This window comes from Cohnella baijiui (assembly GCF_020731285.1).
Lineage (GTDB): Bacteria > Bacillota > Bacilli > Paenibacillales > Paenibacillaceae > Cohnella.
Genome location: NZ_JAJFOW010000001.1, coordinates 364863 through 390726, shown reverse-complemented (window position 1 = coordinate 390726; position 25864 = coordinate 364863). Strand labels below are relative to the sequence as shown.

The 25864-nt window shown below is 62.4% G+C and carries 33 protein-coding genes and 1 pseudogene; 30 read left to right on the top strand and 4 right to left on the bottom strand.

The genetic code is table 11. From position 1 onward, the window contains the following. The first annotated feature begins 24 nt into the window (after nucleotides 1-24). A complete protein-coding gene (locus tag LKX83_RS01725) occupies nucleotides 25-528 on the top strand; it encodes a YlbF/YmcA family competence regulator (RefSeq protein ID WP_227880244.1) in 504 nt (167 codons plus the stop codon). Between the two features lie 68 nt (nucleotides 529-596). On the opposite strand, the gene LKX83_RS01720 is transcribed toward LKX83_RS01725, so the two are convergent. Continuing rightward, on the bottom strand, nucleotides 597-1208 hold the full coding sequence (locus LKX83_RS01720; protein ID WP_227880241.1) for a hypothetical protein: 612 nt from the start codon (nucleotides 1206-1208) through the stop codon (nucleotides 597-599). A 166-nt stretch (nucleotides 1209-1374) separates the two neighbouring features. Between LKX83_RS01720 and LKX83_RS01715 the strand changes: the two genes are divergently transcribed. Next, entirely contained in the window at nucleotides 1375-1761 is a 387-nt protein-coding gene (locus tag LKX83_RS01715) for a hypothetical protein (protein WP_227880236.1), read from the top strand. A gap of 464 nt (nucleotides 1762-2225) precedes the next feature. Then, nucleotides 2226-2357: pseudogene (locus LKX83_RS34665) on the top strand (transposase); the annotation flags it as partial. Nucleotides 2358-2435: 78 nt separating this feature from the next. Here LKX83_RS34665 and LKX83_RS01710 read toward each other — a convergent pair. After that, nucleotides 2436-3113 (bottom strand): biotin transporter BioY, encoded by a 678-nt coding sequence (locus tag LKX83_RS01710; protein ID WP_227880234.1) that lies wholly within the window; start codon nucleotides 3111-3113, stop codon nucleotides 2436-2438. A gap of 96 nt (nucleotides 3114-3209) precedes the next feature. On the opposite strand from LKX83_RS01710, the gene LKX83_RS01705 reads away from it, so the two are divergent. Further along, entirely contained in the window at nucleotides 3210-4124 is a 915-nt protein-coding gene (locus LKX83_RS01705; RefSeq protein ID WP_227880233.1) for an ATP-binding cassette domain-containing protein, read from the top strand. Next, nucleotides 4117-5880, top strand: coding sequence for an ATP-binding cassette domain-containing protein (locus LKX83_RS01700; RefSeq protein ID WP_227880232.1), 1764 nt, complete (start codon nucleotides 4117-4119; stop codon nucleotides 5878-5880). The genes LKX83_RS01705 and LKX83_RS01700 overlap by 8 nt, the downstream gene beginning before the upstream one ends. Here LKX83_RS01700 and LKX83_RS01695 read toward each other — a convergent pair. Further along, nucleotides 5877-7139, bottom strand: coding sequence for an MFS transporter (locus LKX83_RS01695; protein WP_227880231.1), 1263 nt, complete (start codon nucleotides 7137-7139; stop codon nucleotides 5877-5879). The two genes, LKX83_RS01700 and LKX83_RS01695, sit on opposite strands and share 4 nt — an antisense overlap. A gap of 190 nt (nucleotides 7140-7329) precedes the next feature. Between LKX83_RS01695 and LKX83_RS01690 the strand changes: the two genes are divergently transcribed. The 6 genes from LKX83_RS01690 to LKX83_RS01665 all read left to right on the top strand — a co-directional run bounded on the left by LKX83_RS01690 (nucleotide 7330) and on the right by LKX83_RS01665 (nucleotide 10234). After that, on the top strand, nucleotides 7330-7644 hold the full coding sequence (locus tag LKX83_RS01690; RefSeq protein ID WP_227880229.1) for a hypothetical protein: 315 nt from the start codon (nucleotides 7330-7332) through the stop codon (nucleotides 7642-7644). A gap of 34 nt (nucleotides 7645-7678) precedes the next feature. Then, on the top strand, nucleotides 7679-8215 hold the full coding sequence (locus tag LKX83_RS01685) for a hypothetical protein (RefSeq protein ID WP_227880228.1): 537 nt from the start codon (nucleotides 7679-7681) through the stop codon (nucleotides 8213-8215). Nucleotides 8216-8290: 75 nt separating this feature from the next. Next, nucleotides 8291-8431 carry a hypothetical protein gene (locus tag LKX83_RS01680; RefSeq protein WP_227880226.1) on the top strand — a complete coding sequence of 47 codons (141 nt, stop codon included), beginning with the start codon at nucleotides 8291-8293 and terminating at the stop codon, nucleotides 8429-8431. A 32-nt stretch (nucleotides 8432-8463) separates the two neighbouring features. Continuing rightward, the gene (locus tag LKX83_RS01675; protein WP_227880224.1) at nucleotides 8464-8949 is read left to right on the top strand and encodes a DinB family protein; all 486 of its coding nucleotides are present in this window, start codon (nucleotides 8464-8466) and stop codon (nucleotides 8947-8949) included. A gap of 104 nt (nucleotides 8950-9053) precedes the next feature. After that, nucleotides 9054-9668, top strand: coding sequence for an NUDIX hydrolase (locus LKX83_RS01670; protein ID WP_227880223.1), 615 nt, complete (start codon nucleotides 9054-9056; stop codon nucleotides 9666-9668). Further along, the gene (locus LKX83_RS01665; protein WP_227880222.1) at nucleotides 9659-10234 is read left to right on the top strand and encodes a DUF6886 family protein; all 576 of its coding nucleotides are present in this window, start codon (nucleotides 9659-9661) and stop codon (nucleotides 10232-10234) included. The genes LKX83_RS01670 and LKX83_RS01665 overlap by 10 nt, the downstream gene beginning before the upstream one ends. On the opposite strand, the gene LKX83_RS01660 is transcribed toward LKX83_RS01665, so the two are convergent. Continuing rightward, entirely contained in the window at nucleotides 10188-10673 is a 486-nt protein-coding gene (locus tag LKX83_RS01660; protein ID WP_227880219.1) for a hypothetical protein, read from the bottom strand. The two genes, LKX83_RS01665 and LKX83_RS01660, sit on opposite strands and share 47 nt — an antisense overlap. 107 nt (nucleotides 10674-10780) lie before the next feature. Here LKX83_RS01660 and LKX83_RS01655 point away from each other — a divergent pair, with 107 nt between their 5' ends. The 19 genes from LKX83_RS01655 (at nucleotide 10781) to LKX83_RS01565 (ending at nucleotide 25751) form a co-directional block, all read left to right on the top strand. Continuing rightward, nucleotides 10781-11332, top strand: coding sequence for a mycothiol transferase (locus LKX83_RS01655; protein ID WP_370638998.1), 552 nt, complete (start codon nucleotides 10781-10783; stop codon nucleotides 11330-11332). After that, nucleotides 11325-12167 carry a GNAT family N-acetyltransferase gene (locus tag LKX83_RS01650; RefSeq protein WP_227880217.1) on the top strand — a complete coding sequence of 281 codons (843 nt, stop codon included), beginning with the start codon at nucleotides 11325-11327 and terminating at the stop codon, nucleotides 12165-12167. Before LKX83_RS01655 ends, LKX83_RS01650 begins: the two co-directional genes overlap by 8 nt. 73 nt (nucleotides 12168-12240) lie before the next feature. Continuing rightward, nucleotides 12241-12741 carry a hypothetical protein gene (locus tag LKX83_RS01645; protein ID WP_227880213.1) on the top strand — a complete coding sequence of 167 codons (501 nt, stop codon included), beginning with the start codon at nucleotides 12241-12243 and terminating at the stop codon, nucleotides 12739-12741. A gap of 17 nt (nucleotides 12742-12758) precedes the next feature. Beyond that, on the top strand, nucleotides 12759-13310 hold the full coding sequence (locus LKX83_RS01640; RefSeq protein WP_227880211.1) for a GNAT family N-acetyltransferase: 552 nt from the start codon (nucleotides 12759-12761) through the stop codon (nucleotides 13308-13310). Between the two features lie 229 nt (nucleotides 13311-13539). Next, a complete protein-coding gene (locus LKX83_RS01635) occupies nucleotides 13540-13965 on the top strand; it encodes a GNAT family N-acetyltransferase (RefSeq protein ID WP_227880210.1) in 426 nt (141 codons plus the stop codon). 139 nt (nucleotides 13966-14104) lie between these two features. Next, nucleotides 14105-14857, top strand: a complete 753-nt coding sequence (locus LKX83_RS01630; RefSeq protein WP_227880209.1) for a DUF3891 family protein — start codon at nucleotides 14105-14107, stop codon at nucleotides 14855-14857. A gap of 66 nt (nucleotides 14858-14923) precedes the next feature. After that, the gene (locus tag LKX83_RS01625) at nucleotides 14924-15409 is read left to right on the top strand and encodes a hypothetical protein (RefSeq protein ID WP_227880207.1); all 486 of its coding nucleotides are present in this window, start codon (nucleotides 14924-14926) and stop codon (nucleotides 15407-15409) included. 36 nt (nucleotides 15410-15445) lie between these two features. Continuing rightward, nucleotides 15446-15589, top strand: coding sequence for a hypothetical protein (locus LKX83_RS01620; RefSeq protein ID WP_227880205.1), 144 nt, complete (start codon nucleotides 15446-15448; stop codon nucleotides 15587-15589). Beyond that, on the top strand, nucleotides 15586-16320 hold the full coding sequence (locus tag LKX83_RS01615) for an alpha/beta fold hydrolase (RefSeq protein ID WP_227880204.1): 735 nt from the start codon (nucleotides 15586-15588) through the stop codon (nucleotides 16318-16320). Before LKX83_RS01620 ends, LKX83_RS01615 begins: the two co-directional genes overlap by 4 nt. Nucleotides 16321-16339: 19 nt before the next feature. Next, nucleotides 16340-16798 (top strand): GNAT family N-acetyltransferase, encoded by a 459-nt coding sequence (locus LKX83_RS01610; protein ID WP_227880203.1) that lies wholly within the window; start codon nucleotides 16340-16342, stop codon nucleotides 16796-16798. 99 nt (nucleotides 16799-16897) lie between these two features. Further along, on the top strand, nucleotides 16898-17419 hold the full coding sequence (locus LKX83_RS01605) for a GNAT family N-acetyltransferase (RefSeq protein WP_370638997.1): 522 nt from the start codon (nucleotides 16898-16900) through the stop codon (nucleotides 17417-17419). After that, the gene (locus LKX83_RS01600) at nucleotides 17397-18158 is read left to right on the top strand and encodes a metallophosphoesterase family protein (protein WP_227880200.1); all 762 of its coding nucleotides are present in this window, start codon (nucleotides 17397-17399) and stop codon (nucleotides 18156-18158) included. The genes LKX83_RS01605 and LKX83_RS01600 overlap by 23 nt, the downstream gene beginning before the upstream one ends. Nucleotides 18159-18227: 69 nt before the next feature. After that, nucleotides 18228-18590, top strand: a complete 363-nt coding sequence (locus LKX83_RS01595; RefSeq protein WP_227880199.1) for an antibiotic biosynthesis monooxygenase family protein — start codon at nucleotides 18228-18230, stop codon at nucleotides 18588-18590. After that, a complete protein-coding gene (locus LKX83_RS01590; RefSeq protein ID WP_227880198.1) occupies nucleotides 18587-19093 on the top strand; it encodes a GNAT family N-acetyltransferase in 507 nt (168 codons plus the stop codon). The genes LKX83_RS01595 and LKX83_RS01590 overlap by 4 nt, the downstream gene beginning before the upstream one ends. 511 nt (nucleotides 19094-19604) lie before the next feature. Continuing rightward, entirely contained in the window at nucleotides 19605-21674 is a 2070-nt protein-coding gene (locus tag LKX83_RS01585; protein ID WP_227880197.1) for a bifunctional aldolase/short-chain dehydrogenase, read from the top strand. A 37-nt stretch (nucleotides 21675-21711) separates the two neighbouring features. Beyond that, complete coding sequence (locus tag LKX83_RS01580; RefSeq protein WP_227880196.1) at nucleotides 21712-22092, top strand: sensory rhodopsin transducer; 381 nt, start codon at nucleotides 21712-21714, stop codon at nucleotides 22090-22092. A 37-nt stretch (nucleotides 22093-22129) separates the two neighbouring features. Then, a complete protein-coding gene (gene rhaA, locus LKX83_RS01575; protein ID WP_227880194.1) occupies nucleotides 22130-23389 on the top strand; it encodes an L-rhamnose isomerase in 1260 nt (419 codons plus the stop codon). Nucleotides 23390-23452: 63 nt separating this feature from the next. Then, a complete protein-coding gene (locus LKX83_RS01570) occupies nucleotides 23453-24931 on the top strand; it encodes a rhamnulokinase (RefSeq protein WP_227880192.1) in 1479 nt (492 codons plus the stop codon). A gap of 52 nt (nucleotides 24932-24983) precedes the next feature. Beyond that, nucleotides 24984-25751, top strand: a complete 768-nt coding sequence (locus LKX83_RS01565; protein ID WP_227880189.1) for a DeoR/GlpR family DNA-binding transcription regulator — start codon at nucleotides 24984-24986, stop codon at nucleotides 25749-25751. The last annotated feature ends 113 nt before the right edge of the window (nucleotides 25752-25864 follow it).

The following is a 25864-nucleotide window of genomic DNA, read 5'->3' as shown; positions in this document are numbered from 1 at the left end:
CACGAATCGGGAGGAAACTCAAACATGTCGCAATTCGCGCATAACCATGATCACGATCACGACCATAGCTGCCAAGTCCCGGACCTCGGGCAGCCGGAGGGCTATATCATCCCGGAATACGACAACCGCGAGCTGATCGTTCGCGAGGACATCCTCGCCCGGGCCAAGGAACTCGCCCAGTTGATCACGACCGCCGAGGAAGTGGAGATGTACCAAAACGCGGAGCGTCTCATTCAGCGCCACGAGAAGGTCCAAGGCTTGATCGCGCAGATCAAGAAAAAACAAAAAGAGCTCGTCGCCTTCCAGACGACGTTTAAAAACGCGCAAATGGTCGAAAAGATCGAACAGGAAATTTCCGTGCTTCAGGACGAGCTCGACGGCATGCCGGTCGTACAGCAATTCCAGCAAAGTCAGACAGACGTGAATTATCTGCTGCAATCGATCGTCAGCATTATTCGCGATACGGTCGCGGAAAAGCTGGACGTCGAAGCGGCCAAACCGATTGAAGCACCCGAGGAGTGCGACTGACCGCACCCGGCGTGAGATCCATCAACCCATCAGACGGGCGGCGCCTTTTGGCGCGGCCCGTCTTTCGCTTAGGCACGGCCGGTCGGACCGAGGATCGTGAGGGTGCGGGTGCGCTGATCGTATCGCAAACCGTAGGATTTGCCCGGGGCCAGACGGAGCGCCTTGCCCGTACCTGGCGCGGTCTGCATCTCGTGATCGAATAGATTGCTGGGGGTGCCAACGAACATTTTCCGCACGGCGTCGCCGCTCTTGACTGTAACGGCGTAGCCGCGAATATCGGGAATGCCGAGCTGCGACTGCAGCTGGTAGCCGATCGATATCGTCTGGCCCCTGAGCCTTGGACTGTGCCGGTGCATGCCTGACGCCACGCTGACGGGAGCGGCATCGATGCGGACGACGTCGTTATTCGGATCGTGTACGAGCCGGTAGCGCTTGTAATCCAGGAGCCGCATCTTCTTGGCGAGCGCCGCATTCATTTCGAACATGCCGATAAAGCACTCCCCGGCCGCGCGAAACTGGATGGTGGCCTCCTGCCGCAATCTCCCATGCTGCAGGACGATTTTTTGTCCGGGGGCGAGCGAGGTCAGTTGTTGGTCGTCGTTCTGCAAAACGCCTTTGGTCAGATAGACGGTTTGATCCCTCACGGACGTGAGGTTCAGGTCCATGATGCTACTTGACATGTTGCCGGTTCACGCTCCTTGATTCGTTCCGCGTGGGTTGCCTCAATCCTACCTATTAGGGTATGCTGGCAACAATCCCGACGATTGTACCTTCGTCCCTGGGCGTACGGCCCGCCATTTTGGCGGGCGGTGCGGCCCGGACCAGACCAGAGAGGAGGAAGCGCCGTTGTCGGACTTCATGCAGATCAAGGGATTGACCGGGGAACTGAAGGTGTCGCACAAAAAAGGGCCTTTCGGGCTGACGCTTTCGACCCGGGAGCTCGTCGTTCAGAAGCCTCATATGAATTACTATATTTTGTTCGAGCACATGATCAGCGTCGTCCCATGCGAGAGCGTCAAAAGCGGCAAACCGGCCGTGGCCGCCAGCAAACGGAGCGAATGGTCGTTCGGCACGATCGCGACGGGGAGCGCGTACTACGCGATTTACGCCAAGGAGGTCGTGGTGCATCATCGCGGCGGCGTACACCGGACCGGTCCGATGGAGTTTCGGATCCCGATCCACCGGCGGCTCCTCGAAGAGCTAGCGCGCTACGGCGGGATGACCGCCTTTTGAATGGCGGCTCCGGACGCCCAAAAGGGGCCGTCCCAAAAGCCCCCGTTGGCGCATTTTGCTCCAACCGGCGGCGCCGCCGCTTCAGCGGGATTCGTTCGTGGATCATGCCCGGCCTTTCGCACCTCTCTCCGAATCGCGTGCCAATGAACGGGGGCTCGTTGTCGGTCCGTATAGGGGGAGTGCGGGGAATAAGGAACATTTTGCTCCCTATTTTGGCGGAGGGGCTGGGGCGCGTGGAATTAAGGAACATTTTGTTACCTATTTCGGCGGAGTGACGGGGGCGTGGGAGAATAAGGAACAATTTGTTCCCTAATTCGGCGGAGTAGTGGGGGTGCGTGGAAATAAGGAGCATTTTGTTACCTATTTCGGCGGATTGGCGAGGGAGCGTTGTTCCCTACTTCGGTAATTGAAGCCCGGCTACAACGTACAAATCGGCACGGAAAAGGGCGGTTATGAATTAAGGCCGGGGATTCCGGCGTTTTCTGCTTCGAGGCTTTCGCAAGGCGAGCCTGGAGGTCGGCTGGCTTTGCCTTGTTCATAGCCTGCTCAAGCGAGCAGCCAGCGACCAAAAACGCAAACGGGATGAGGCAGAATAGGAGTCTGCTTCATCCCGTTTTGCTCGTTGATCTTCATTTTGCATTTTGGAGCCGGGCGCGGCGCGTGAAATCCGCAGCCTAATCCGCGCGGCGCCGGCGCGGACGCCGAAAGCCGGGGACGAGCGGGCGCACCGTGCCGATGACGAACGTGGCGACCGCCGCCTTGAGAAGATCTCCGCCCAAAAACGGGTAGCAGGCGCCGACCATGGCGGCGGGCAGAGAAAGCTTGGCCTTGTAGGCATACCAAGGAACGCCGCCTATGTAAGCCAACGCAACGCCAAACAAACAGATGCCGGCGAAAAGGAGCGCGTACTGCAACGGTCCGAACCGCCGTTCGTCCCGGAACAGGCGGTCGCTCACCCAGCCGACGAACAGGGCTTCGAAAGGGAACATCCAAATAAAGCCGCCCGTGAAGCCGAACACGGTCGACAATCCGCCGTGCCCGCCGAAAAGCGGCAGCCCGGCGGTCGCCAGCAGAACGACGATCGCGATGCTCCAAAAGCCGTATCGCGCGCCGAGCAGACCGCCGGCGAGCATGACGGCCAGCGACTGAAGCGTGATCGGGACGCTTGTGAACCCGAGCGGCAGCTGGATCGAACCGAATGCGATGAACAGCGCGGCAAAGAGTGCCGTATAAACGGTGGAGCGGATCCAGGAGGTCGTCTCTCTCGCGCTTGCCAGCGTATCGAGCGTCGCCGCGTCGCCGGCCGGATTCGCTTGATCGACGGTGTTGGATGCAGGGGTAGAACGTGGCATTGTCAAATCTCCTCTCAAATGTTAACCTATTTTCTGGGTTGTGGTTAACATTTCGGATTGTATCACGAGCGGAATCAATTGGGAAGAGGGAATCGCATGAACGGATCGAATCGCACGGAACCGCTTCGGTTGACGAAGCTGTCGGTATATGGACGAATGCCCGGGGGAGAGAGGACGACGCGTCTCGAAGAAGCGACGCTCGCGCTTGCGCCCGGCGAATGGATCTACGTCGTGGGCACGAACGGGAGCGGGAAGTCCACGCTGGCGCAGCTCTTGGCCGGGCTCGTGCAGGAAGGCGCAGCGGGAGGCTATAGCCGCGGCTTTGCGGGCCTGCAGCCGGCGCCTTACGTCATGCAGCAGCCCGACGCCCAGCTGTTCGGGAGCACGCCGCGCGAGGAGCTCGTCTTCGCGCTCGAATGGCGCGCGGCGCCGCCCGAACGGATCGCGGCCGCGGCCGCGGAGATGCTCGCGGCCGTCGGGCTGCGGGAAGCGGCGGACGAGCCGTGGTCCCGGCTGTCCGGCGGCCAGCGGCAGCTTGCCGTCGTCGCGGCCGCTGCAGTCTGCGAGGCGCCGCTACTCGTGCTGGACGAGGCGACTTCGATGCTGGACGAGTCGGCCCGCCGGCGGGTTCGCGGCATCGCGGAGCGGCTGCACGCCCGCGGGGCGGCGATCGTCTGGGTGACCCAGCGGCTCGACGAGCTGGATCCGGACGCGCGGGTGATCGCGCTGCGGGACGCGCAGATCCGCTTCGACGGAACGGGCAGGCAGTTCCTGTACGGACCGGATCCGTTGCGTCCCAGCCGATCCGGCGCGGCGTGCGAGCAGGTCGGTCTCCGGCTGCCTTATTTGGCCGAGCTGGCTTACGGCCTGCACCGGCTCGGCAAGCTCGCGGCGCCGCTGCCGGCGACCGCGGAGGAATGGCGGCGGAGCGGGATCGGGAGCGGAATCGGAATCGGGATGACAGGCGATACGAGTCGGGATTCGGAAAGGATGGCAAGCGGAAATGGGTGAAGAAACCTTGAGGAAGCCGACCGACGCCGTCTTCGCGGAAGCGGAGTTGCGGATCGGCGGATTCGGCGACCGCTTGCTCCGACAGGCGGATGCCCCGGCCGAAAAGGACCGCGCGCTCGTGCTTCGGCCCAGGACGATCACGGTCCTGCTCGGTCCGAACGGCGCCGGCAAGACGCGTCTGCTCGAAATCGCTGCCGGATTGCGCGATCCGGAAGGGCTCGCGGTTTCGTACGGCGGAGAAGCGCTGTGGCGGAAGGGGCGTCGACGGCTGAAGCTTCGCCCGGACGTATTGAAACGCTACAGCTATGCCTGCCAATCAGCGGAGGAGCAGTTGTTCGCCCGATCGGTCGAGGCGGAGCTGCGCTACGTGCTCGCGCCGTTCGGCGGCGGCGAAGCGGAGGTCGCGGCCCGGGTGGAAGAAGCGCTGCGCGCCGTCGGGTGGGACCCTACTTGGCTCGCGCGCGATCCGTATGCGATGAGCGGAGGCGAGCGGCGCCGCACGGCTCTCGCATGCGCGTTCGCCGCGCCGGCGCCATGGCTGCTGCTCGACGAGCCGACGTCGGGCTTGGATGCGCGGGCGCACGAGATGCTGGCCGCGCGGCTGCTGGCGGAGCGGGAGCGGGGCAGGGGCGTGCTGCTCGTCTCGCACGACGCCGATTGGGCGCTGCCGCTGGCGGACATGCTCCTGCTGATGGCGCCGGGCGGCCGGATCCGTCCCTGCACGCCGGAGGAGCTGCTGGCTCGCCCGGAATGGTGGCGCGAAGCGGGGATGGATATCCCCGCGTGGTTCGAGATCGCGCGAGCGGGGTGGCGCATGGGGCTAAGCGCCGATGAGGTTCTCGATCCGCGCAGGCTGGCGGCTCGGCTGGGCGGCGAAGGATCTGGAGAGATCCCTTCGCCGCTCGCGCCTGTATCGCCTGAGCCGGCCGTCGTAAGCCCGACGGCTCGCCATGCACGGGCGGATGCGCCGCCGGATCGTTCGGCGCTGCAGGCGGTTTCCCCGGCGAAGCCTCATCCGCTCCTGCGTTTCGACCCCCGATCGGTTTGGCTATGCTACATTTTACTGTCGCTCGCGCTGTTCTCGATCCAAACCTGGATCAGTCTGGCCGCAGGCGCGGTCGTCACCTTCGCGGCCGTGCGGCTCGGGCGTTTTCCGCTTCGCCGCTGGCGAGGCGTGCTGCTCGGCTTCGCCTCGTTCGCCGTTTCGGCCACGCTGCTCGCCGGCTGGACCGGGAGCGGGGGAGACGGCTTGTGGCATGCGGACGCCGCCCGGGCGACGCTTCTGTCCTTCGGCCGTACGTGGCTCGTGCTGCTGCTCGGACTTGGACTGCCGCTGGCGATCCCGCCGCTGCGTCTGCGCCGTTCGCTGCTCCAGCTGTCGACGTTCCGCGGGCGGACGAGCCGCCGCGTCCAGCAGGTCGTGCTCACGGTAACGCTCATCCTCCGATTCGTCCCGCAACTGTTGGACGAATGGGGGCGGTTTACGCGCATCGCCATCGCGAGAGGCAAGGAAAACGCGAAGACGCCCGGCGCGATCGCCAGGCGTCTGAAAGAAACGTCCGTCCCGTTCCTGCTCGCTTTGTTCCGCATGGGCGACCAAGTGTCGCTCGCCCTCGAGAGCCGCGGGGTCGGGCGGGTGCCGCAGCCGACGATGTCCGAGCGGCTCCGCTGGCGGGGCGGGGACTGGCTGCTGCTTTTGGCCGTTGGAGGGATCGCGGCCGCGTTGGCGATCGGCGGACGACTCGGCTGGTATTAGCCGCGGTCTCGCCGCGAACGAAGCCAGGCGACCGCTGCTCCAAGAAGGCCGATCGCCGCGCCGAAGCCGAACCCGGCCCGGAGGCCGCCTTGGCCGTTCAGCCAGCCGGCCAGGTAAGGGCCGGCGAACATGCCGATCGAATACATCGACTGGTAAAAACCCATCGCCGTCGCCCGTTCCCGGGTCGGAATATCCCGGATGGCCAGCCCGAGCAAGAGAGGGAAATAAAGCGCCTGCCCGATGCCGTTAAACGCTTGCGTCACGATCAAACCCGTCAGCGAACCGCTGAACGGGATCGCGGCCGTGCAGACGGCGGCCGTCAAAAATCCCGCGACGATCACGGAACGCTCCCCGAAGCGGGGCGCGATGTAACGCCCGTTCCACAACGAAACGAGCGCGTGCGGCACCATAAAGGCGATCACAAGCCAGGTCAGCTGGCCTTCGCTCGCGCCGAGCTTGACCGCCTGCAGCGGCGTAAACCCGAACATCGTGATGAACAGGATGCAGTGCGCCATGATCGACAGCACGGACACCTCGATGAGCAGCGGCGAGTGCCGCAGCATCTCCTTCCAGCTCCGCCGGGGCTCATCTGCCGATCCCGCCGATTGGTTCGGAATCGCCCGGGGTTCATGCACGAACAAGGTCAGCGCAGCGCCGACCGCCGCTACCCCGATTCCCGTCCAGAACGCGGCGTTCCATCCGCCCTGCGACGCGAGATACCCGCTCGCCGTCATGCCGGTCAACTGGCCGATGACGGTAAGGAAGCTCAGCGTCCCCATCGCTTTGGTCGATTGATCCGGGGCGAAATAAGACGCGTAAAGCACCGAGAAAGCGACCCACACCGACGCGCAGATGCCGGCCACGAGCCGGCCGGCCAGCGGGCCGGCCCATCCGCCCGCCGTCAGGAACAGCACGCAGCTGCCGAGTCCGGCCAGCATTCCGACGAACAGGAACGGCTTGCGCCGCTGCAGGCGATCCGAGAACATCCCGAGCGGAAACCGAATCAGCATCTGCGTTAAGCCGTAGCTCCCCACGATCAGCCCGATCATCCCCATCGAAAGGCCCCGATCCTCCAGAAAAGGCGTCAAAATCGGCACATAAATATACATCGTCATCCAGTACATCAGCGTCGCCGCCGCGAAGATCAAGTGGCGACGCCGGGTTAAGCCGACCGCTTGCGCGGGCAAAGGCGCCGTGCGTGCGACATCGGCTTTCGACCTTCCCGCCGCGCGGCCCTGTAAGTTCGAATTGGGGTTCAATATGTCCATCCTCCGGTCCGCGGTCATTCGCTATGCCCCTTTACTTTAACGGAAGCGCGGCTTTCCGTGAAGCCCCGCGATCCTTCTTTCGTCCGCCGCCTTGCGAGGAAGCAGGTTCCGAAGCCGGGCCGTTTCAGGTAGAATGGTAAGGTGTGGAAATGGAGAACGACGACGGGAAGGCGGAGGTTGTTTGCTAGACAAACGCAACAGTTGGAAAAGCGTCGTGTTGATCGGATACGGTCTTCTCGTCTTGATCGCGGGGATCTTTTACGTCCCCTGTTACGAGGTTTGGGGACCCGAGCGGAATGTCGATAAGTACAGTTATCATTTTCGGTTCCAGCTGTCGAGAGGCACATATACGATCAACGGGTTTCGGGTGACGTACGAGATCGACTTCGCCAGGGTGCTATACACGATGGGCGTGCTGACACTGCTCGCGGCGACGGTGTGGCTTCTCCTTGCGACGTGGAGCCGGGAAGATCGGGATACCGCGGCGGCAGACTAAGCCGGCCGGATGCGATTCGACGGAGGCGTTGCCGATGACGAGATTTTTGTACCACTACTTTGATGCGAGCCGGGGACCGTTCCGCAATTTGTCCGGCTTGCCGATCCCCGATGCGGAGCGTCTATCGAGGCAGATCGTTCGGGAAGGCCGGGCCTTCGCCGCCAAGCGGCCGGAGGGCTATATGGCTGTCCGGAGAGAGCTGGAGGCGCGAGCGAGGAAGTTGTTCGAAGATAAGGGCGGGCGACCTCGAACGGCGTTTCCGCACTACATGACGCTGGAAGCCTGCGACTGGCTGTTGAGCTGGTACGAGAACTCCGACTGCCTCAGCATGGATTGGGACGTCTTTCCCGAAGACGCGATCAGCTTTACGTACGGCGATCTATTTCCGACGATGAAGGTGCAGGACGGCAAGCCTTATCGCGGGCAGGTGTATACGAAAAGCGAGATCGTACAGGTCATCGATGCTTACGGAATGCCCCAATCGTGGAACGCGAACGGGGAAAAGGGGCCCGAGCGGTATATCGAGGCGCAAATTTGGGACGAAGAGGGGATCCGGGCCTGGCTCGTCTGACCATCTTTCTACCGGCGTGGTGTCCGCACGCGTAGTTATCCCCTATTTCCTCGAGTGTCCAGGTGGAGGCCATTTATGATCATCCTGATTATTCTCGTCGCGTTCCTCTTGATCGGGTCGGGAAGCATCTACACATTGCTTAAACGTAAGCTGGAAAACGACCAAAAAATAATCGGGCAGCTGGAGCAAATTTTGGACGAATTGCGCAAACGCTAAGAGCATCACGAATCAGGAGGTGCGTCTTACGAATGGACGAGACGCTGAGGCAATTCATCACGATTTCCAAGCATCGCATGATCCATCACTATCTCCCAAAGCTGACCGCCAGTCTCGAATCGTTGGACGAGTCGACGCTGCGACTGAAGGAAGCGGAGGGCATGAACAGCATCGGGGGTATCGTCGGGCATGTGTTGTTACATATCCGCCGGAACACGCAGCGGTTCCGGGACCCGAGCGCCGTTTTCGCGCAGGGCATCGAGAACGAATTTCCGGAAGGGAACGGCGATAAGCGCGCGTTGATCGCGGAGGCTGAAGAGGCGTTCCAAGCGTTCGACGAGGCCGTCTGCGCCTGCAGGGATGTGGATATGTACGACCTGTATCATCTGGTCGAGCATACCGGCTATCATCTCGGACAGATCATCGATCGGGCGCAGCGGCTGACGGGAACGCGGTACCGCTTCATGCAAAGCGGCATTAGCGAGACGGCTTTAAAGGCGTGGATCGTGGGGGATTGAGACCGGATCGGATGCGGAAAGAAAAGCAATCGGCTTCGTCGGCAGACCGCAACGAGGGGCCGTTCTAGCTCGTCTAACATGGAAACGATAGGAGGCGCTGCGGGATGGAACCCCTTTGGCTGCAGTGGGCCAAGCAGATTCAAGCGATCAGTCAGGCCGGATTAGCTTATTCCAAGGACATCTACGACCTGGAGCGGTTCGAGATGCTGCGCACGCTCAGCGTCGACATTCTCAAACGGTATACCGATGCGGAGAGCGAACGGATTCGCGAGTTGTTCGCTTCGGAAACCGGGTACGCGACGCCCAAAGTCGACGTGCGCGGCGTCGTCTTCGAGGGAGACAAGATTCTGCTCGTCCAGGAGCGGCTCGACGGGGCTTGGTCGCTGCCCGGCGGTTGGGCGGATATCGGGCTGTCCCCGAAGGAAGTCGCCGTCAAGGAAGTGCGCGAAGAGTCGGGCTTGGACGTGAAGCCGGTACGGCTGCTCGGCATCTTGGACAAAAAGTTTCATGGCCATCCCCCTTCGCCCTGGCATATCTATAAAATATTCATCCTGTGCGAGTCGATCGGCGGCCGGATGGGTGCGGGAATGGAGACGCTCCAAGTCGGACTTTTCGAGCGGGACCAGCTGCCGGAGCTGTCCGCCCAACGGAATACGAAAGCGCAGATCGAGCGGATGTTCGAGCTCCGGGATCTTCCTGGAGAAGTGCTGTGCGATTAGCCGGGACCAACGACACACCGACGGGAGAGGAACAACTTCGGCTCTACCATATGAGCGAGGAGCCGGACATCGTCCGCTTCGTACCTCGACCGCCTCCTTCGCGGCCGGAAGATGCTCCCGTCGTGTGGGCGATCGACGAGGCGCATCTGGTTCACTATTTGTTTCCCCGGGATTGTCCCAGAGTGATCTATGCCGATTCGGACGCGGTCAGCGAGGAGGACCGCAGCCGCTTCTTCTCCATGTCCGCCGCCAGGAAGATAATCGCAGTGGAGCGGGCTTGGTACGAACGGATTCGGGACGGCGCGCTCTACCAATATCGGTTCGCTTCCGAAGGGTTCGTGTGCGCCGATGCGATCGCCGGCTACTACACGACGACGGAGCCGGTCGAGCCGGTCTCCGTCGCGCGGGTGGACCGCCTTCTCGACCGGATCGTCGCCGCCGACTGCGAGCTGCGCTTTACGCCGAGCCTATTTCCGCTGCGTGACGCCATTCTCGCCTCCACGTTGACGGACTTTTCAATCATTCGGTTTCGGAATGCGGGCTTGGAATCGGCGGAGTCGTGCTGACGGGTGCTTGCCCATCGTCGATCCACCGAAGAAAAGGCTCCGGATCGAAGCGAAGCGAGACTGCGACGAAGCCGGAGGCCTGAACGAGTAGCGCATACGGCTGCCGACCGCGTGCCAGAAACAAATAAGCCTCGCGGACGGGATAGGCGTAGAAGCGATGCCCGGGGGTCGCGGCGGGTTCGAAACGGACCCGCATCACCCAGCCGTCTTCCGGATCCAGACGAAGGCCGGGATATACCTGGGGATCCGAGGCGAGTGCCGCCAGGATGTCGGATTGCAGCGTCTTCGTAAGCGGCCGAACGGCGACGACCGTGCTTTGCCGGACGTCGAAAACCGATACGCGCGGCTCTTTTTCCGCGTGCGCGCTCGCAGGGCATAACGAACCGATCGCAAGGACGAGGAGCGTCAGGAACAGAGAAACGGGAAAAGGCTTGGGCATGCGAAACACCTCCGTTTTCTAGCATCGCCCAAATCCGCGTTCGTTATCTTCAGGAGCATCGCGAGATGCCGTTTGCATCGATCTACCTTTCCGAAGGGGGGTTTCCGATGAGTCCAACCACTTTTGACAAGGACAAGCTGTATCTCGTGGCGGATATGCCGGGCTATTCGCCGCATGTCGGGCGGTTGCTATCCATGATGAACTATGCCCGCTACACGACGTGGAGGGCGGTTCAAGGGCTCGGCGTCGAGGAGCTGGATACGGTCACCGACGTTAGCCGCAATTCGATCGCGATGCTGCTTCGCCACTTTGCAGCCGTGGAATATGCCTACCAAGTGCAGACGTTCGAAGAACGGCGCCTAAACGAATCCGAACGTGCCGAGTGGGGGCCGGCGCTGAATCTAGGCGATGAAGGGCGGGCTAGCCTAAGCGGCCGCGACATGGATCATCATTGGCACGTGCTGCAGTCGGTCCGCGACCGTACGCTGGCTTTGTTCCGCGAGGTCGACGATGCATGGCTGGCGACGGAAAAGCCGTTCTGGCAAGGCCATCCGGCCAACTACCATTTTATGTGGTATCACGTGTTCGAGGACGAGATCAATCATCGGGGACAAATTCGTCTCATCCGGCAGAGGTTGGAGGTTAGCCGCCATGGCTGATTACATTCTTCCCGACGCCAGCCTGATCGACGAAATCGAGCGTTCCGAGATCGCTTACATGTCCGATCGCATGACGGCCATCCGCGCACGGCCGGGCAATCCCGAAGGCGTTGACATTCGGGAATTCGGCGGTGCCGTGGCCTATTACAGCGAAACGATGCCCTGGGCTTCCTTCAACACGGTCAAGGGGCTTCGGGCGGGCGACGAATCGCTGCTCGCCGACATTGACGCCTTCTACCGCGAGCGGGGCAGGCGTCCGCAGATTGAGATCGTGCCGGGACTGACGGACAACGGGTTGACGCGGAAGCTGGGCGAGCTCGGCTACGAGCTCGCCGGATATCATACGACTCTTTATCGTGATTTGTCCGAGCCGCTCGTCTCGAGGGAGCCGGCTCTTCAGACGGTCGGAGATCGGGGAGAGATCACAAACCGCGTGCTGTTGGACGAGGAGATCGACCTTTACGCGGCGATCCAATGCCGGGCGTTCGGACTCCCCGAAGACGGGATCCGTCCGGTCGCGACGAACAACGGCGTGCTTCTCGGGCGTCCCGGCTGGACGTTTTGGTTGGCTGCGGTAGACGGGCGGCCGGCGGCTGCCGGGGTCCTGCACCTGCGGGACGGGATCGCCTCGTGCACGTTCGCCGCTACGCTGCCGGAGTTTCGCGGGAAGGGGTTGCAACGACTCCTCTTGAAGCGTAGATTGGAAGAAGCGATATCCGGCAGCTGCCGGTTGATGGTCGGACAGTGCGTTTTTCTGTCGCAGAGCCATCGCAATATGGAGCGTGCCGGGATGAAGATCGGCTATATCCGCTCCGCCTGGACGGCCCGGTCCTGACGCGGGCCGGGCGCCGGGCGGAGGGAGCGTCTTCGCCGGGCGCCACGACAACGAGAGAAGGAAGTCATGACCCGTGAGAGACCGAATTCCCGGGTACGATCCCGTTTGGCACGAGACGACCGAGGCGTTGATGGCGGCCGAAGGCCCGCAGCTGGAGCGGCTGCAGGGCTGCAGGCTGCTCAACGTCTATTCGCTTTGGGACGTCGGCATGGAATGTTGGCACGACCGGGCGCCGGTCGTATTCGAGCTGGATGCGTTCAACTTGGAGGTGTGCCATGCCGGATTGCATGCGTTGGCGGTGACGGTGAACGCGGTCGAGTTGATGCCTGTGCCCGGCTGCGAATGGCGAATCGGCCGACCGGAGCTGAACGGATTTGTCGGCGCCTTCATCGCGGGCGTCGACCTGGTGGAATTCGCCGCAACGCCCGCCGAAGGATCCGGCTGGATGCTGCACGGCATCGGATTCGAGACGACCACGGGCTACTTCGCCGTGGATAACGGATGGGACCGCAATGTGATCCGCATCGGCAAAGACTACGCCGACGACATACGGACGCGAATGGTGGTCGGATAAAAGGGGTGGGGAGAACGATGACGATCGAATTCAAGACGGCGCGCCTCGCGCTTCGGACGATCGACGAGACCGAGGCGGGCGCGCTGCTCGACTACATGCTGCGAAATCGCGGATTTCTGAAGGAATGGGAGCCGGACAGGCCGTCCGAGTACTACACACTGGAGCATCAAGCCCATCTCCTGCGGCACGACCAGATGACGATGGCCACGGGCCAGCTGTTCAGGGTATGGATGTACCCGCTGTCCGACCCCGAACGGATCATCGGCTCGGTCTCGCTCAGCAATATCGTGCGAGGAGCATTTCTGTCCTGTCACCTGGGCTACCGGCTCGATGCCGAGTTTGAATCGCGCGGCTACATGACGGAAGGGTTGAAGCCGGTCATCGATTATGCGTTCGAATCGCTCGGGCTGCACCGGATCGAAGCCAACATCATGCCGAAAAACAAAGGCTCGCTGCGCGTGGTGCAAAAGCTCGGTTTTTACGACGAGGGGCTCGCTCGGCAGTATTTAAAAATCAACGGGCGCTGGGAGGACCACATCCATATGGTGCTTCTTAACGACAAGGTGTAACGCGAGGACGCGGCGCTCGCGCATGCGAGCCTTGAAGCCGGCGGGGACGGGGCAAGCTCGTCATCCGTGCGGGCGAGGCGTGACCATTTCCCGGGAAGCCGCAGGATGCGACAGCTTCCGCAGGCGATGCCGCGAGATCGGGTGTCCGTCAGCGCCTCCGATTGATCTTTGGGCGGGATTTGCGTACGATTAGACCAGGACTGTTTATCGATCGAAGGGGCGAACGCAGGTGTTGAAGGATATTCGCGACCGGCTGGACAAGCCGCAAGTGTACGAGTTGCTCGAAATGGCGGTGTTTCCCGATCCCGACCGCATCGTGGAAGTGCTCCGGGAATACCGCGAGGATCCATCTCTGGACATCCGCGGCTTTTATGAGGAGGAGACGCTGATCGGCATCATTGGCTCCCGGATGGAGGACGACGGCGTCCTCGAGATCCGGCATATCGTCGTTGCGCCTGACGAGCGCGGACAAGGCTACGGCAGAGGCATGATCCTGACCCTGCTCGAAGCCCAAAACCCGAAGGCGATCGTCGCGGAGACCGACGAAGAGGCCGTGAATTTTTACCGCGGCATCGGCTTCACCGTCGAGAGCCTCGGCGAGCGCTACCCCGGTGTCGAGCGCTTCAGATGCACGTACGACGCCATGCTGGATTAAGTTAGCGCACCGGCAGAGCCGGCCGCCCGAACGGGCGTCCGGTTTTTGCGTATTTTCGCCTTCGGGCGCGATTAAAGATGACCGGGGCGCGGGCGGGATGGTATAGTTAGAGGATCATAGCCGATAGGAGGCCACTCCGATGATCGTACGCGAAAACGAATACGCTTTCGTCATGACGACGCAGGACGATCATGCGCGGTTGTCCGGGGAGATCGCCAAGGGGCTCCGGCGATCGTGGTTCGGAGACGGTCCCTATGTCGACGAAGCGCTGCTCGCCGTCGCGGAGCACGACCGCAGCTGGATCCGGCTCGACGATACGCCCGTCTGGTACGACCGGGCAGGCGCGCCCTTCTCGTTCATGGATTATCCGCTGCTGCCCAAGCTCACCTTTTACCGGCTGGGTGTAGACGAAGCGGAGGAAATGAGCGCCTACGCCGGGCTGCTGTGCAGCTTGCATTTCTCTTCGTTCTCTTCGCCGGGCGACGCATACGCCGCCGAATGGGCGGCCTTCATCGATGCGGAGCGGGCGAGGCAGCAGCGGCTCCGAGCCCACTTATATCATCCGGACGAAAGCATGGTACAGCGGCATCTCGATCTTTTGCAGCTGTGCGACCAGATTTCGCTGTACGTGTGCTTCAACGAGCCCGGCGTCGCCAAAGCCGACGAGCATCCGTGGTACCGGGAGGGCTTCGGCGTCCGGTTGGACGGACGGCAGCTGTCCGCCGCTTGGGAGGGCACGGAGCGCGTTCGCGTTTCGCCTTCGCTGTTCGAGGCTCCGTTCGGCGCAGCGTTGCGGACGAAGATCGTCCCGAAAGAGGCCGTGGCGGCGCTCGGCATCGCGAATGCGTTTCGGGAGACGCCGTGGACGGAGCAAATGATTCGGTTCGAATGAGAGGTGTCGAAGATCGCGAACTTTCTCTTTTTTGCGGGACTGATCATTTTCATCTTTGGCGGATTTATGGGAATCGTTACGAACCAATTCATCTTTATGCTCCTCAGCGTCGTCGGGGGTTTCCTGCTGATGGGGCAGTCCAAGCTGGTGGAACTCGCAGAGGGGACGCAGCGTCTCCTGGCCAAGCTGTCGGAGTCGAACGGCTCCGTGGCCCATGCCGTACGCAGCTCGGCCGAATACCCGATCGAAACCGACGTTTTCGAAGTTTATCCCGCGTTAGACGCGCGCTACCCGCTCGTCGTGCTCGACCATGAGCCGTACCTCCGAGTCAAAGCGTTCATCAAGCACGTCAGCCAGCAGGGCGACGAGTACAAATTCAGGCTGCCGGGAATGGAACCGATCGTCCTCCGGCGGTCGGATGCCTACTTTCAAGGCGTGGAACTGTTCGCCTTCGAAGAGCAGGTGCTCGTGATGCTGCGCAAGCTGGGCTGCCGGGCCAAGGTGGCGGGCGGCAAGCTGATGATCGACCGATTGGAAGACGCGGCCGACTGACCGCTTCGCAAGGAATAGGGAAGGGAAGCGAGACGCATGACGGACATCGAAAGCCGATTGCGGGAAGCGATCGCGATGCTGCTCCGACAGCTGGCCGAGACGAGCGCGGATGACGGCATCCGCGCCTACCGGCGGGCGATCGCTTTTTACGCGGCCGAATTCGAACGGGGGAGCCCATGAACGCATGGAGGGAAGGCCGGTACGCCGACAACGACGGCGTCCGTCTCCATTATCTCGATTCGGCGGCGGAGGCGAATCCGGCCCTGACGCCCCTGGTCATTTGCCCCGGGTTGTCGGAGACGGCGGACGAATACGCCGATTTCATGGCGTGGCTGCTCCCTCGCAGGAGCGTCGCGCTGTCGTTTCGCGGCCGGGGCCGCAGCGATGCGCCAGCCGCCGGATACGGTTTGGCACCGCATGTGTCCGATCTGGCGGCGATTTTGCGGGGGCTTTCGCTGTCCGAGTTTCATTTGTTCGCTTACTCGCGGGGCGTCTCCTATGCGCTCGGTTATGCGTCCGAAACGGCTGAAGGTCGGATTCGCAGTCTTGTGCTGGCGGATTATCCGCCGATGCACAAGCGGATGCCGACGGGTTGGGACGACGACTACATCTACGGTTATCTTCGCCCGGAAGGCCGGTCCGACCGGATCGCGGAAGCGGCCGTCCGCGGCATTCAGGCCGAATCGGAAGATGTCGCCTTCGCGCGGTTTCCGCCGATTCCGGCTCTTCTCCTCTATGGCAGGCTGGCGGACAGCCTGGTTCTCCCGAGCGACGTCGAAGCATACGGCCGTCTGTTTCCGTCCCTTCGCGCCGTCGCCTTCGACCGCGCCGGGCACACCGTATTCGCATCGGAGCCGGACAAGGCGCAGCGCGAGCTGCTCCAATTTTTAGCCGACCACGATCGCCCATGATCCGGAAAGAGGGAAAATCATGAACCGTTTCATCGAAGTCCATCCGGCCTCTGTCGCCGATTTGAGCGCCCTGGTCCCGCTGTTTGACGCCTACCGTCAATTTTACGGGCAGCCGTCCGATCCGTCCGGCACCGAGCAGTATTTATTCGAACGCTTTTCACAGCTGGAATCGGTCGTTTTCCTCGCGCGGGACGCGGATACCGGCGAAGCGCTGGGCTTCGCGCAGCTGTATCCGGCCTTCTCGTCGATCTCGATGAAGCGCGCCTGGATTTTGAACGATCTGTTTGTCGGCGCGTCCCATCGACGGCAGGGTGTCGCGAGGCGTCTCTTGACCGAAGTCATCGCCTACGGCCGTCTGACGCGCGTCAAAGGGATCGAGCTGTCGACCGCCCGGTCGAACGCGCAGGCGCAGCGGCTGTACGAGGAACTCGGTTTTGAGCGGGACGAGACGTTCATCTCTTATTTTTTGGCGTTGTGAGCGGCGCTGCCGAATAGACTCTCGCAGCCCGGCAAGCAAGTTCGCCCGGACCCGGCATACGATAAGAGTAGACGAGCCAAGGGAGGGAGGGGGGACGGCATGCGGTGCGAAATCCGGACGGCAGGGGAAGAAGAATTGCCGGTCGTCCATCGGATCATGAGAGAGGCGTTCGGCGAGTACGAGGGCAGGCTGCATCCGCCTCCGACCGCGCTGCGGGAAGAGGTGGAGGATATCCGCCGCAAGCTCGCGGGCCGCGGCGGCGCGGTGCTCGCGTGGCTTGGAGACGAACCTGTAGGCTCCGCTCAGTACTTTTTTCGCGGCCGGTATCTGTATATCGGGCGAGTGTCGATCCTCCGGCGTGTACGCACGCAAGGGATCGGCAGCGACGTCATGGCGGCGATCGAACGGCTGGCCCGGCGGAGCGGGTACGCGGAAACGCGAATCGAAGTGCGCGCCTCGCTGCCGGAGAACGTCGCGTTTTACCTCCGGCTCGGCTATGCGATCGCGAGGCGACACAATTACCCGGACGGAACGGACGGCTGGTACGTCATGCGCAAACGGCTTTCCGACCAGGACGTCCAAGAGGAGGGGAAACGCCATGGCGAACTTGCAGGGGCGTGAAGCGATCGCCGTCATATCCGATATCCACAGCAATCGGCCCGCGCTGGAGGCCGTCCTGCGCGACATCGGCGAACGCGGCGTCCGCCGCATCGTTTGCCTCGGAGACAGCCTGTTCGGGCCAATCGATCCGCTCGGAACGGCTCGGCTGCTCATGGACGAGCCGCGCCTCGTCCATCTGATGGGCAACTGCGACGAGGTACTGATTCGTCCCGAGGGTGCGGGCCCAACCTATAACTACGTGAAGCCTTTGCTGACCGGAGAGATTGCGCGCTGGATGTCGGACTTTCCGGCCGTGTGGACGGACGGGGATTGGCTGTTCTGCCATGGGACGCCGGATGCCAACTATGTTTACCTGCTGGAGGAGGTCGGCCCGAACGGCGCGTCGTACAAGCCGCTTGAGCGGCTGCGGCGGGAACTGGCGCACGTTCATGCGCGCCTGGTCATCTGCGGACACAGCCATGTGTTCGCAGCACGCAAGCTTCCGGACGGCAAGCTGGTTCTGAACGCGGGCAGCGTCGGTCTTCCCGCGTACGAAGACGACGAGCCGCTGCCTCACCGGATGGCCTCCGGCACGCCTTACGCCGAATACGCGATCGTGAGCGAAGGCTCCGCCGAGGGGGGCGGCGATCCGCAGATCGAGCACCGCCTCGTGCCCTACGACTGGGAGGAGGCGGCCGAGCTCGCGCTGCGGCGCGGGCGGACGGACTACGCGACCGCCGTCCGCACGGGCTTCATCTGACGCGTCAGGCGGGCGGGGCGGACCGATGCCCGGCTACCCGACCGCGATTTTTCACGAAGGAGTGTTCCCATGATTCTCGAAGTGGCCATTTTAAACGTCAAACCCGGCATGTCCAGCGATTTCGAGAGCAGCTTTCGCAAAGCCTCCAAAATCATCTCGTCGATGCGCGGGTACATCCGCCACGAGCTGAACAAGTGCGTGGAGAAAAAGGACCAATATATTTTGCTCGTCCAATGGGAAACGCTCAAGGACCATACGGTCGGGTTTCGCGGATCCCCGCAATATCAGGAGTGGAAAGCGCTGTTGCACCATTTTTACGATCCGTTTCCCGAGGTCGATCATTACATCAACATTCGGCTGGACGAAGGACCGATCCCGCCGATCGGCGTGCCGAACGAAACGGAACATTCGGAGGAAGAGAAGCGATCATGAGTACTGCCTACGAGATCGTCGACGCGACCCGGGACGACCTGCCCGCCATCGTCGACATTTACAACGCCACGATCGCGGGCAGACAGGTGACCGCCGATCTCTCGCCCGTCACGGCGGAGAGCCGCATCGGTTGGTTCGACGCGCACGAGCCGGTACGGCGGCCGCTGTGGGTGTTGAAGTCGGAAGGGGAGATCGTCGCCTGGTTTTCCTTCCAGTCCTTTTACGGGAGGCCCGCGTACGATGCGACGGCGGAGATTAGCATCTATATCGCGGAGAGCCATCGCGGCAGAGGGATCGGGAAGCTCCTGCTGCGCCAAGCGATTGAGGCGTGTCCGCGGCTCGGCCTACGCAATCTTGTCGGCTTCGTCTTCGGCCACAACGAGCCCAGCATCGCCTTGCTGACGAAGTTCGGCTTCGAGCGCTGGGGCTATTTGCCCCGGGTGGCCGAACTGGACGGCGTAGAGCGCGATCTGGCGATTCTGGGGCTCCGGGTGCCGGGCTGATCCGTGAAGCCGCGTGCGCCCGATTCGAGCGGAAACGCAATCGTGAGAGGAAACACCCATGCACGCATGGGTGTTTTTTTGGCGTGCAAACGGACTTGAACGACGCAAATGGCGGAACGATGCTGAACGACGCTGAACGACGCAAATGGCACAGCAGGAGTTTAACGACAAAAGGGATCAGCGTAGGCCGGAGCGGCAAACTCTCGATGGCCCGGGCAACGCCGTTCTGTATGATTTTTCGAATACATAAAGGCAAAATGGGGGCACACGGGCCCATTTTGTTCGATTTTTAAGCTTACTACCCAATTTTTCGAGACAAAAGGGGAAAGGAAGATGATTTTTCATATAGAAGGCTTCGTTTCCGCCCGCGCCGCTCTCGTTTGGACTCCGCTCATCGTATCGCTTCTCCTCTCGAAATCCGTTTCGGCTTGAAAAGGAAGTATTCAAAGACAAACAAATATGATATGATCAAAACAAATAAAAACAAACATTTATTCGGAGGTTATCATCCATGGTACAAAGCTTGTGGGATTCGGCTGCCGCTTCGCAGCAATCCGGCGGATTGAACGAACTCGTCTATCGCTCCAACCTGATCGGCGCGGACCGCCGCGTCTGCAACTGGGGAGGCGGCAACACCTCGGCGAAGACGGTCGTGAAGGATTTCCGCGGCCGCGACGTCGAAGTCATGTACGTCAAAGGCAGCGGCTCCGACCTGGCGACGATGAAGGCGGGCAACTTCACGGGCTTGCGCATGGATGATATCCGTCCGCTGTTCGAGCGCGCGGAGATGTCCGACGAAGACATGGTCGCCTACCTGGCGAACTGCATGATCGACGCCAAGCACCCGCGCGCTTCGATCGAGACGCTGCTGCACGCGTTCCTCCCGTTTAAGCACGTCGACCATACGCATCCCGACGCCATCATCAGCCTTTGCTGCGCGGACAACGGCAAAGCGCTGGCGAAGGAGATTTTCGGCGACCGCTTCGTGTGGGTGCCGTACATCCGCCCCGGCTTCTCGCTATCCAAGATGATCGCCGAAGGCGTGCTGGCGAACCCGAACGCCGAGCTCGTCCTGATGGAAAAACACGGCCTCGTCACCTGGGGCGAAACGTCCGAAGCCTGTTACGCGCAGACGATCAAGATCATCAGCGAGGCCGAAGCGTACATCGAGGCGCGCGTGAACGAAGACAAGCTGTTCGGCGGGGTCAAGCATCCGGCGCTGCCGGCCGACGTCCGCCGCCGGATCGCGGCCGCCGTCATGCCGACGATCCGCGGTGCGGTCAGCGACCCCAAACAAATGATTCTGACGTTCGACGACGAAGCGGACGTGCTGGCCTTCGTAGGCGGCGAAGCTTCGCCGAGGCTGTCGCAGGTCGGCGCGGCGTGCCCGGACCATCTCGTGCACACGAAGGTCGTGCCGTTGTTCGTGGACTGGACGCCGGACGCGGAGGACGTCGACGGCTTGAAGACCGTTCTCAAGTCGAGCATCTCCGCTTACAAGGCGCAATACAAAGCGTACTTCGAGCGCAACAAAAACGAAGGCGACGTCATGTTCGAAGCGGCTCCGCGCGTCATTCTGATCCCGGGCGTCGGCATGATCAACACGGGCAAGAGCTGGGCGATGTCCCAAGTGAGCGGCGCGCTCTACCACCGGGCGATCGCGGTCATGCGGGGCGCGACGGCGCTCGGCGAATTCGTCTCCCTGAGCGAGAACGAATCGTACAACGTGGAATACTGGCCGCTCGAGCTGTATAAATTGTCATTGGCCCCGCCGGAAGCCGAATTCACCCGCAAGATCGCCTTTATTACAGGCGGCGCCGGCGGCATCGGCAGCGAGACGGCCCGCCGCCTCGTCTCCGAAGGCGCGCACGTCGTGCTGGCGGACCTCAATCTCGAAGGCGCGGAAAAGGTCGCGGCCGAGATCAACGCCAAATACGGCGAAAACCGCGCGATCGCGGTGAAGATGGACGTCACGAGCGAAGAGGCGGTCCAGTCGGCCTACGCGGAGACGGCGATCGCCTTCGGCGGCGTCGACATCATCGTGAACAACGCCGGCCTCGCCACCTCCAGCCCGTTCGACCAGACGTCGCTGAAGGAATGGAACCTGAACATGGGCGTGCTCGGCACCGGCTATTTCCTCGTGGCGCGCGAAGCTTTCAAACGGATGAAGGAACAGGACATCGGCGGCAACATGGTATTCATCGGCTCCAAAAATTCCATCTACGCCGGCAAAAACGCGTCGGCCTACAGCGCGGCCAAAGCGCTCGAAGCGCATCTCGCCCGCTGCATCGCGGCCGAAGGCGGCGAATACGGCATCCGCGTCAACACGATTCTGCCGGACGCCATCCTTCAGGGCTCCGCGATCTGGAACAGCAACTGGCGCAACGAGCGCGCGGCCGCCTACGGCATCGAGCCGGATCAGTTGGAGGAGTACTACCGCAAGCGCACGACTTTGCTCGTGAACATTTATCCGCGGGACATCGCGGAAGGCATCGCCTTCTTCGCCTCCTCCAAGTCCGCCAAAACGACGGGCTGCATGCTGACGATCGACGGGGGCGTGCCTGCGGCGTTCACGCGTTAAGCCGGAAGACGACCGAACGGAAGGGGAGAGACGCAAAATGCCTCAAGCCACAGGCGAGAAGTTATGGTATATCCCGGACGCCTACATCCCGGAGAAAAGCGCGGGCGGCCTCGTCAGTCACGAATCGGTATGCGTCATCAATACGGCGGCGGAGGACGCGCTGCTCAGCTTTACGATCTTCTTCGAAGACCGCGAGCCGCTCGAAGACATCCTCGTCGTCGTTCCGGCCAGGCGAACCAAGCATATCCGCACCAGCTCGCTGACGAAAGGAGGGGCGTCGATTCCGGTCGGCGTCCCCTACGCCATCGAGGTGCGCAGCGACATCCGCATCATCGTGCAGTACAGCCGGCTGGACGCGACCCAAGCGGAAAACGCCCTCATGTCGGTCATCGCCTTTCCGATCCGCTCATCATCCTAATCCATGAAGGGCCGAAGCCCCGAGGAGGAATCATCGCATGCAAGAGATCATCACACGCCAATACGAGGACGCGAAAGCGCTTTACGAAGCGCACGGCATCGACGTGGACGCGGCGCTGGAGCGCCTCGCGCAGATCAAAATATCGATGCACTGCTGGCAGGGCGACGACGTGCGGGGCTTTCTCAACCGCGACCAGGATTTGACCGGCGGCATCTCGGTAACCGGCAACTACCCGGGGGCCGCGCGCACGCCGGACGAATTGCGGGCGGACCTGGAGAAAGCGTTCTCGCTCATCCCGGGCAAGCACAAGGTCAACTTGCACGCCATTTACGCAGACACCGACGAAAAGGTCGAGCTCGATCGGCTTGAGCCGAAGCACTTCGAGCGCTGGGTCGCCTGGGCGAAGGAGCAGGGACTCGGACTCGACTTCAACCCGACCTGCTTTTCCCACGAAAAGTCGGGAGACGGGTTTACGCTCAGTCACGCGGATCCGGACATTCGCCGGTTTTGGATCGACCACTGCAAAGCTTCGCGCCGCATCGGCGCTTACTTCGGCGAGCAGCTCGGACAGACTTGCGTCACGAACATTTGGGTGCCGGACGGCTTCAAGGACACGCCCGTCGACCGGATGGCGCCGAGACGGCGGCTGAAGGAATCGCTCGACGACATTTTCGCGGAGGAGCTGAATCCGGCCTACCATCTCGACGCCGTCGAGAGCAAGCTGTTCGGCCTCGGCTCGGAAGCGTATGTCGTCGGCTCGCACGAGTTCTACATGGGCTACGGCATCCAGCGCAACAAGCTCATCTGCCTCGACGCCGGCCACTTCCATCCGACGGAAGTCATCTCGAACAAGCTGTCCTCGCTCGCGCTGTTCGCCGACGGCATTCTGCTGCACGTGAGCCGGCCGATGCGCTGGGACAGCGACCATGTCGTCGTGCTGGACGACGAGCTGCTTGCGATCGGCCAAGAGCTCGTCCGCGGGGACCTGCTCGCCAAGACGCACATCGGCCTCGACTTCTTCGACGCCAGCATCAATCGCGTCGCGGCGTGGGTCATCGGCACGCGCAACACGATCAAGGCGCTGCTGCGCGCCATGCTGGAGCCGGTCGAGCCGCTGCGCGAAGCCGAGCTCGCGGGCGACTATACGACGCGCCTCGCGCTCGTCGAAGAATTCAAATCGTATCCGTTCGGCGCCGTCTGGGACTACTATTGCGCCAAGATGGGCGTTCCGGTGCGCGAGCAATGGCTGGCCGAGGTCAAGGCGTACGAGCGGGAAACGCTGCTGAAGCGCGGCTGATCGAAGCGAGGCGTTCGCAACGCTGCGTTCACTGCGACATCCAAACGAAAGGAGCTGCCGCATTTGGCGAGCATACTCGCATACGATCTCGGCGCCGGCAGCGGACGGGCGCTGCTCGGCCGCCTGACGGACCAAGGAATCGAGACCGAAGAGCTGCATAGGTTCCCGAATGACCCCGTTCAGGTCGGCGACCGCTTGCATTGGGACATCCTGCGGCTCTATCATGAGATGAAGCAAGGGCTGCTGAAGACCAAGCACCGGGGCGTCGAGGTGCATAGCCTCGGCATCGACTCGTGGGCGGTGGACTTCGGCTTCGTCGGCGCGGGCGGCGAGCTGCTCGGCAACCCGTACCACTATCGCGATCGGCACACGGAGGGCGCGATGGAGCGGCTGTTCGCCGAGATTCCCCCTGAAGACGTGTTCGGCCGGACGGGCATCCAGTTTCTGCCTTTCAATACGATCTTTCAGCTATATGCGCTCAAGCGGGCCAACCATCCGGTCCTGCGGGAGACGGAGCGGTTCCTGATGATCCCAGACCTGCTCCGCTACTTCCTCACGGGCGAAATGCAGAGCGAATTTACGAACGCGACAACCACGCAGCTGTACAATCCGACGCTCGGCGGCTGGGACAAGGATCTGCTGGCCAAGCTGGGGCTGCCCGCGTCGTGGTTCGGTCCGATCGCGCAGCCAGGCACGCTTGTCGGCGCGCTGCGCCCTTCGCTGACGGAGGAACTCGGCGTTGGGGCGGTGCCCGTCTACGCGGTCGCCGAACACGACACCGGATCGGCCGTCGCGGCGGTGCCGGCGCTGGATCGCTCGTTTGCTTACCTTAGCTGCGGCACGTGGTCGCTCATGGGCACGGAGGTTGAACGCCCGGTCATCGACGAACGGGCGAGGGCGCTCAACTTTACGAACGAAGGCGGCGTGAACGGCACGTTTCGGCTGCTGAAAAACATCATGGGCCTGTGGATTTTGAACGAGACGCGGCGCGCGTGGGAGCGGGCGGGAAAGTCGTACGCGTTTCCCGAATTGGTGAAGCTGGCGGGAGAGGCGCCGCCGCTTGCCGTCTTCATCGAGCCGGACGACGAGGCGTTCCTTCACCCTGGCGACATGCCGGGCGCGATCCGCGATTATTGCGTTCGCACGGGGCAGCGTCCGCCCGAGGCGCCGGGCGCCGTCGCGCGATGCATCCTGGAGAGCCTGGCGCTCAAGTACCGTTACGTGCTGGAGCTGACCGAAATGTTGTCCGGCCAGTCGTTCGGCGGCTTGCACATGGTCGGGGGCGGCATCCAGAATGCGCTGCTCTGCCAATGGTCGGCCGACGCGATCGGCAAGCCGGTGTGGGCGGGGCCCGCCGAAGGCAGCGCGATCGGCAACCTGGCCGTCCAATGGATCGCCCGGGGCGAGCTGTCGGACATCTGGGAAGCGCGCCGCGTCATCCGGGATTCGTTCCCGGTGGCCGTATACGAGCCGAGGGCTCGGGAAGCGTGGGACGACGCCTACGGCCGGTTTTTGCGCGTAACGGGATTACCGCGGCCCTAAGGCTCGCGGACCGAATCGAAAATAGATCAAGTCAGTGGAGATGAGGTTGCTTATGCTGGTCGCGGAACGCTACGAAAAAATAGTGGAGCTGGTCAACGAGCGAGGGAGTATACGGGTGTCCGAGCTGAGCGAGCTGTGCAAGGTCACGGAGGAGACGATCCGCCGCGACCTGGACCGGCTCGAGCAGGCCGGACGCCTGCGGCGCTCGCACGGCGGCGCGGTCAGCGTGAAGGATCAGCAGCAGCAGCAGCCGGAAATTCCGTATTTCGAACGGGAGATCGTCCACGCCGAGGAGAAGAAGCGGATCGCGCAGGAGGCGATCCAGCTCATCCGGCCGCACGACCGCATCCTGTTGGACGCGAGCTCGACGGCCTGGTACATGGCGCGCGAAATGCCCGACATTCCGCTCACCGTCCTGACCAACTCCATCAAGGTCGCCATGGAGCTCGCCGGCAAAGAGAAGATCGAAGTCATCTCTACCGGAGGCTCGCTCGCCCAGCGCTCTCTTTCGTTCGTCGGTCCGCTGGCCGAACGCTCGCTCGACGCCTATCACGTCGACAAGGCGTTCCTATCCTGCAAAGGCGTTCACCTCGAGCGCGGCATCAGCGAGTCGAACGAGCTGCAGGCGCGCGTCAAGCACAAGATGGTCGGCATGGCCGATCTAGTCGTCGTGCTGGCCGACGCCAGCAAGTTCGGCGTGCAGGCGTTCACGCACGTGGCGGATCTGGACGGCGTCGGCACGATCATCACCGACCGGCGTCTGCCGGCGGAGACGAAGCGGCAGTTCGCCGATCGGGGCATCGCGGTCCGGACGGTGTAGTGCCGCCCGGCTACGTCGTCCTGGAGAGGCGACGTAGCCGACGGTGCGCGGGAACGCGCCGCGTCTGCGCCATCTTTCCATATTCAACTTGTCTGACAACCTGACAAACTGAT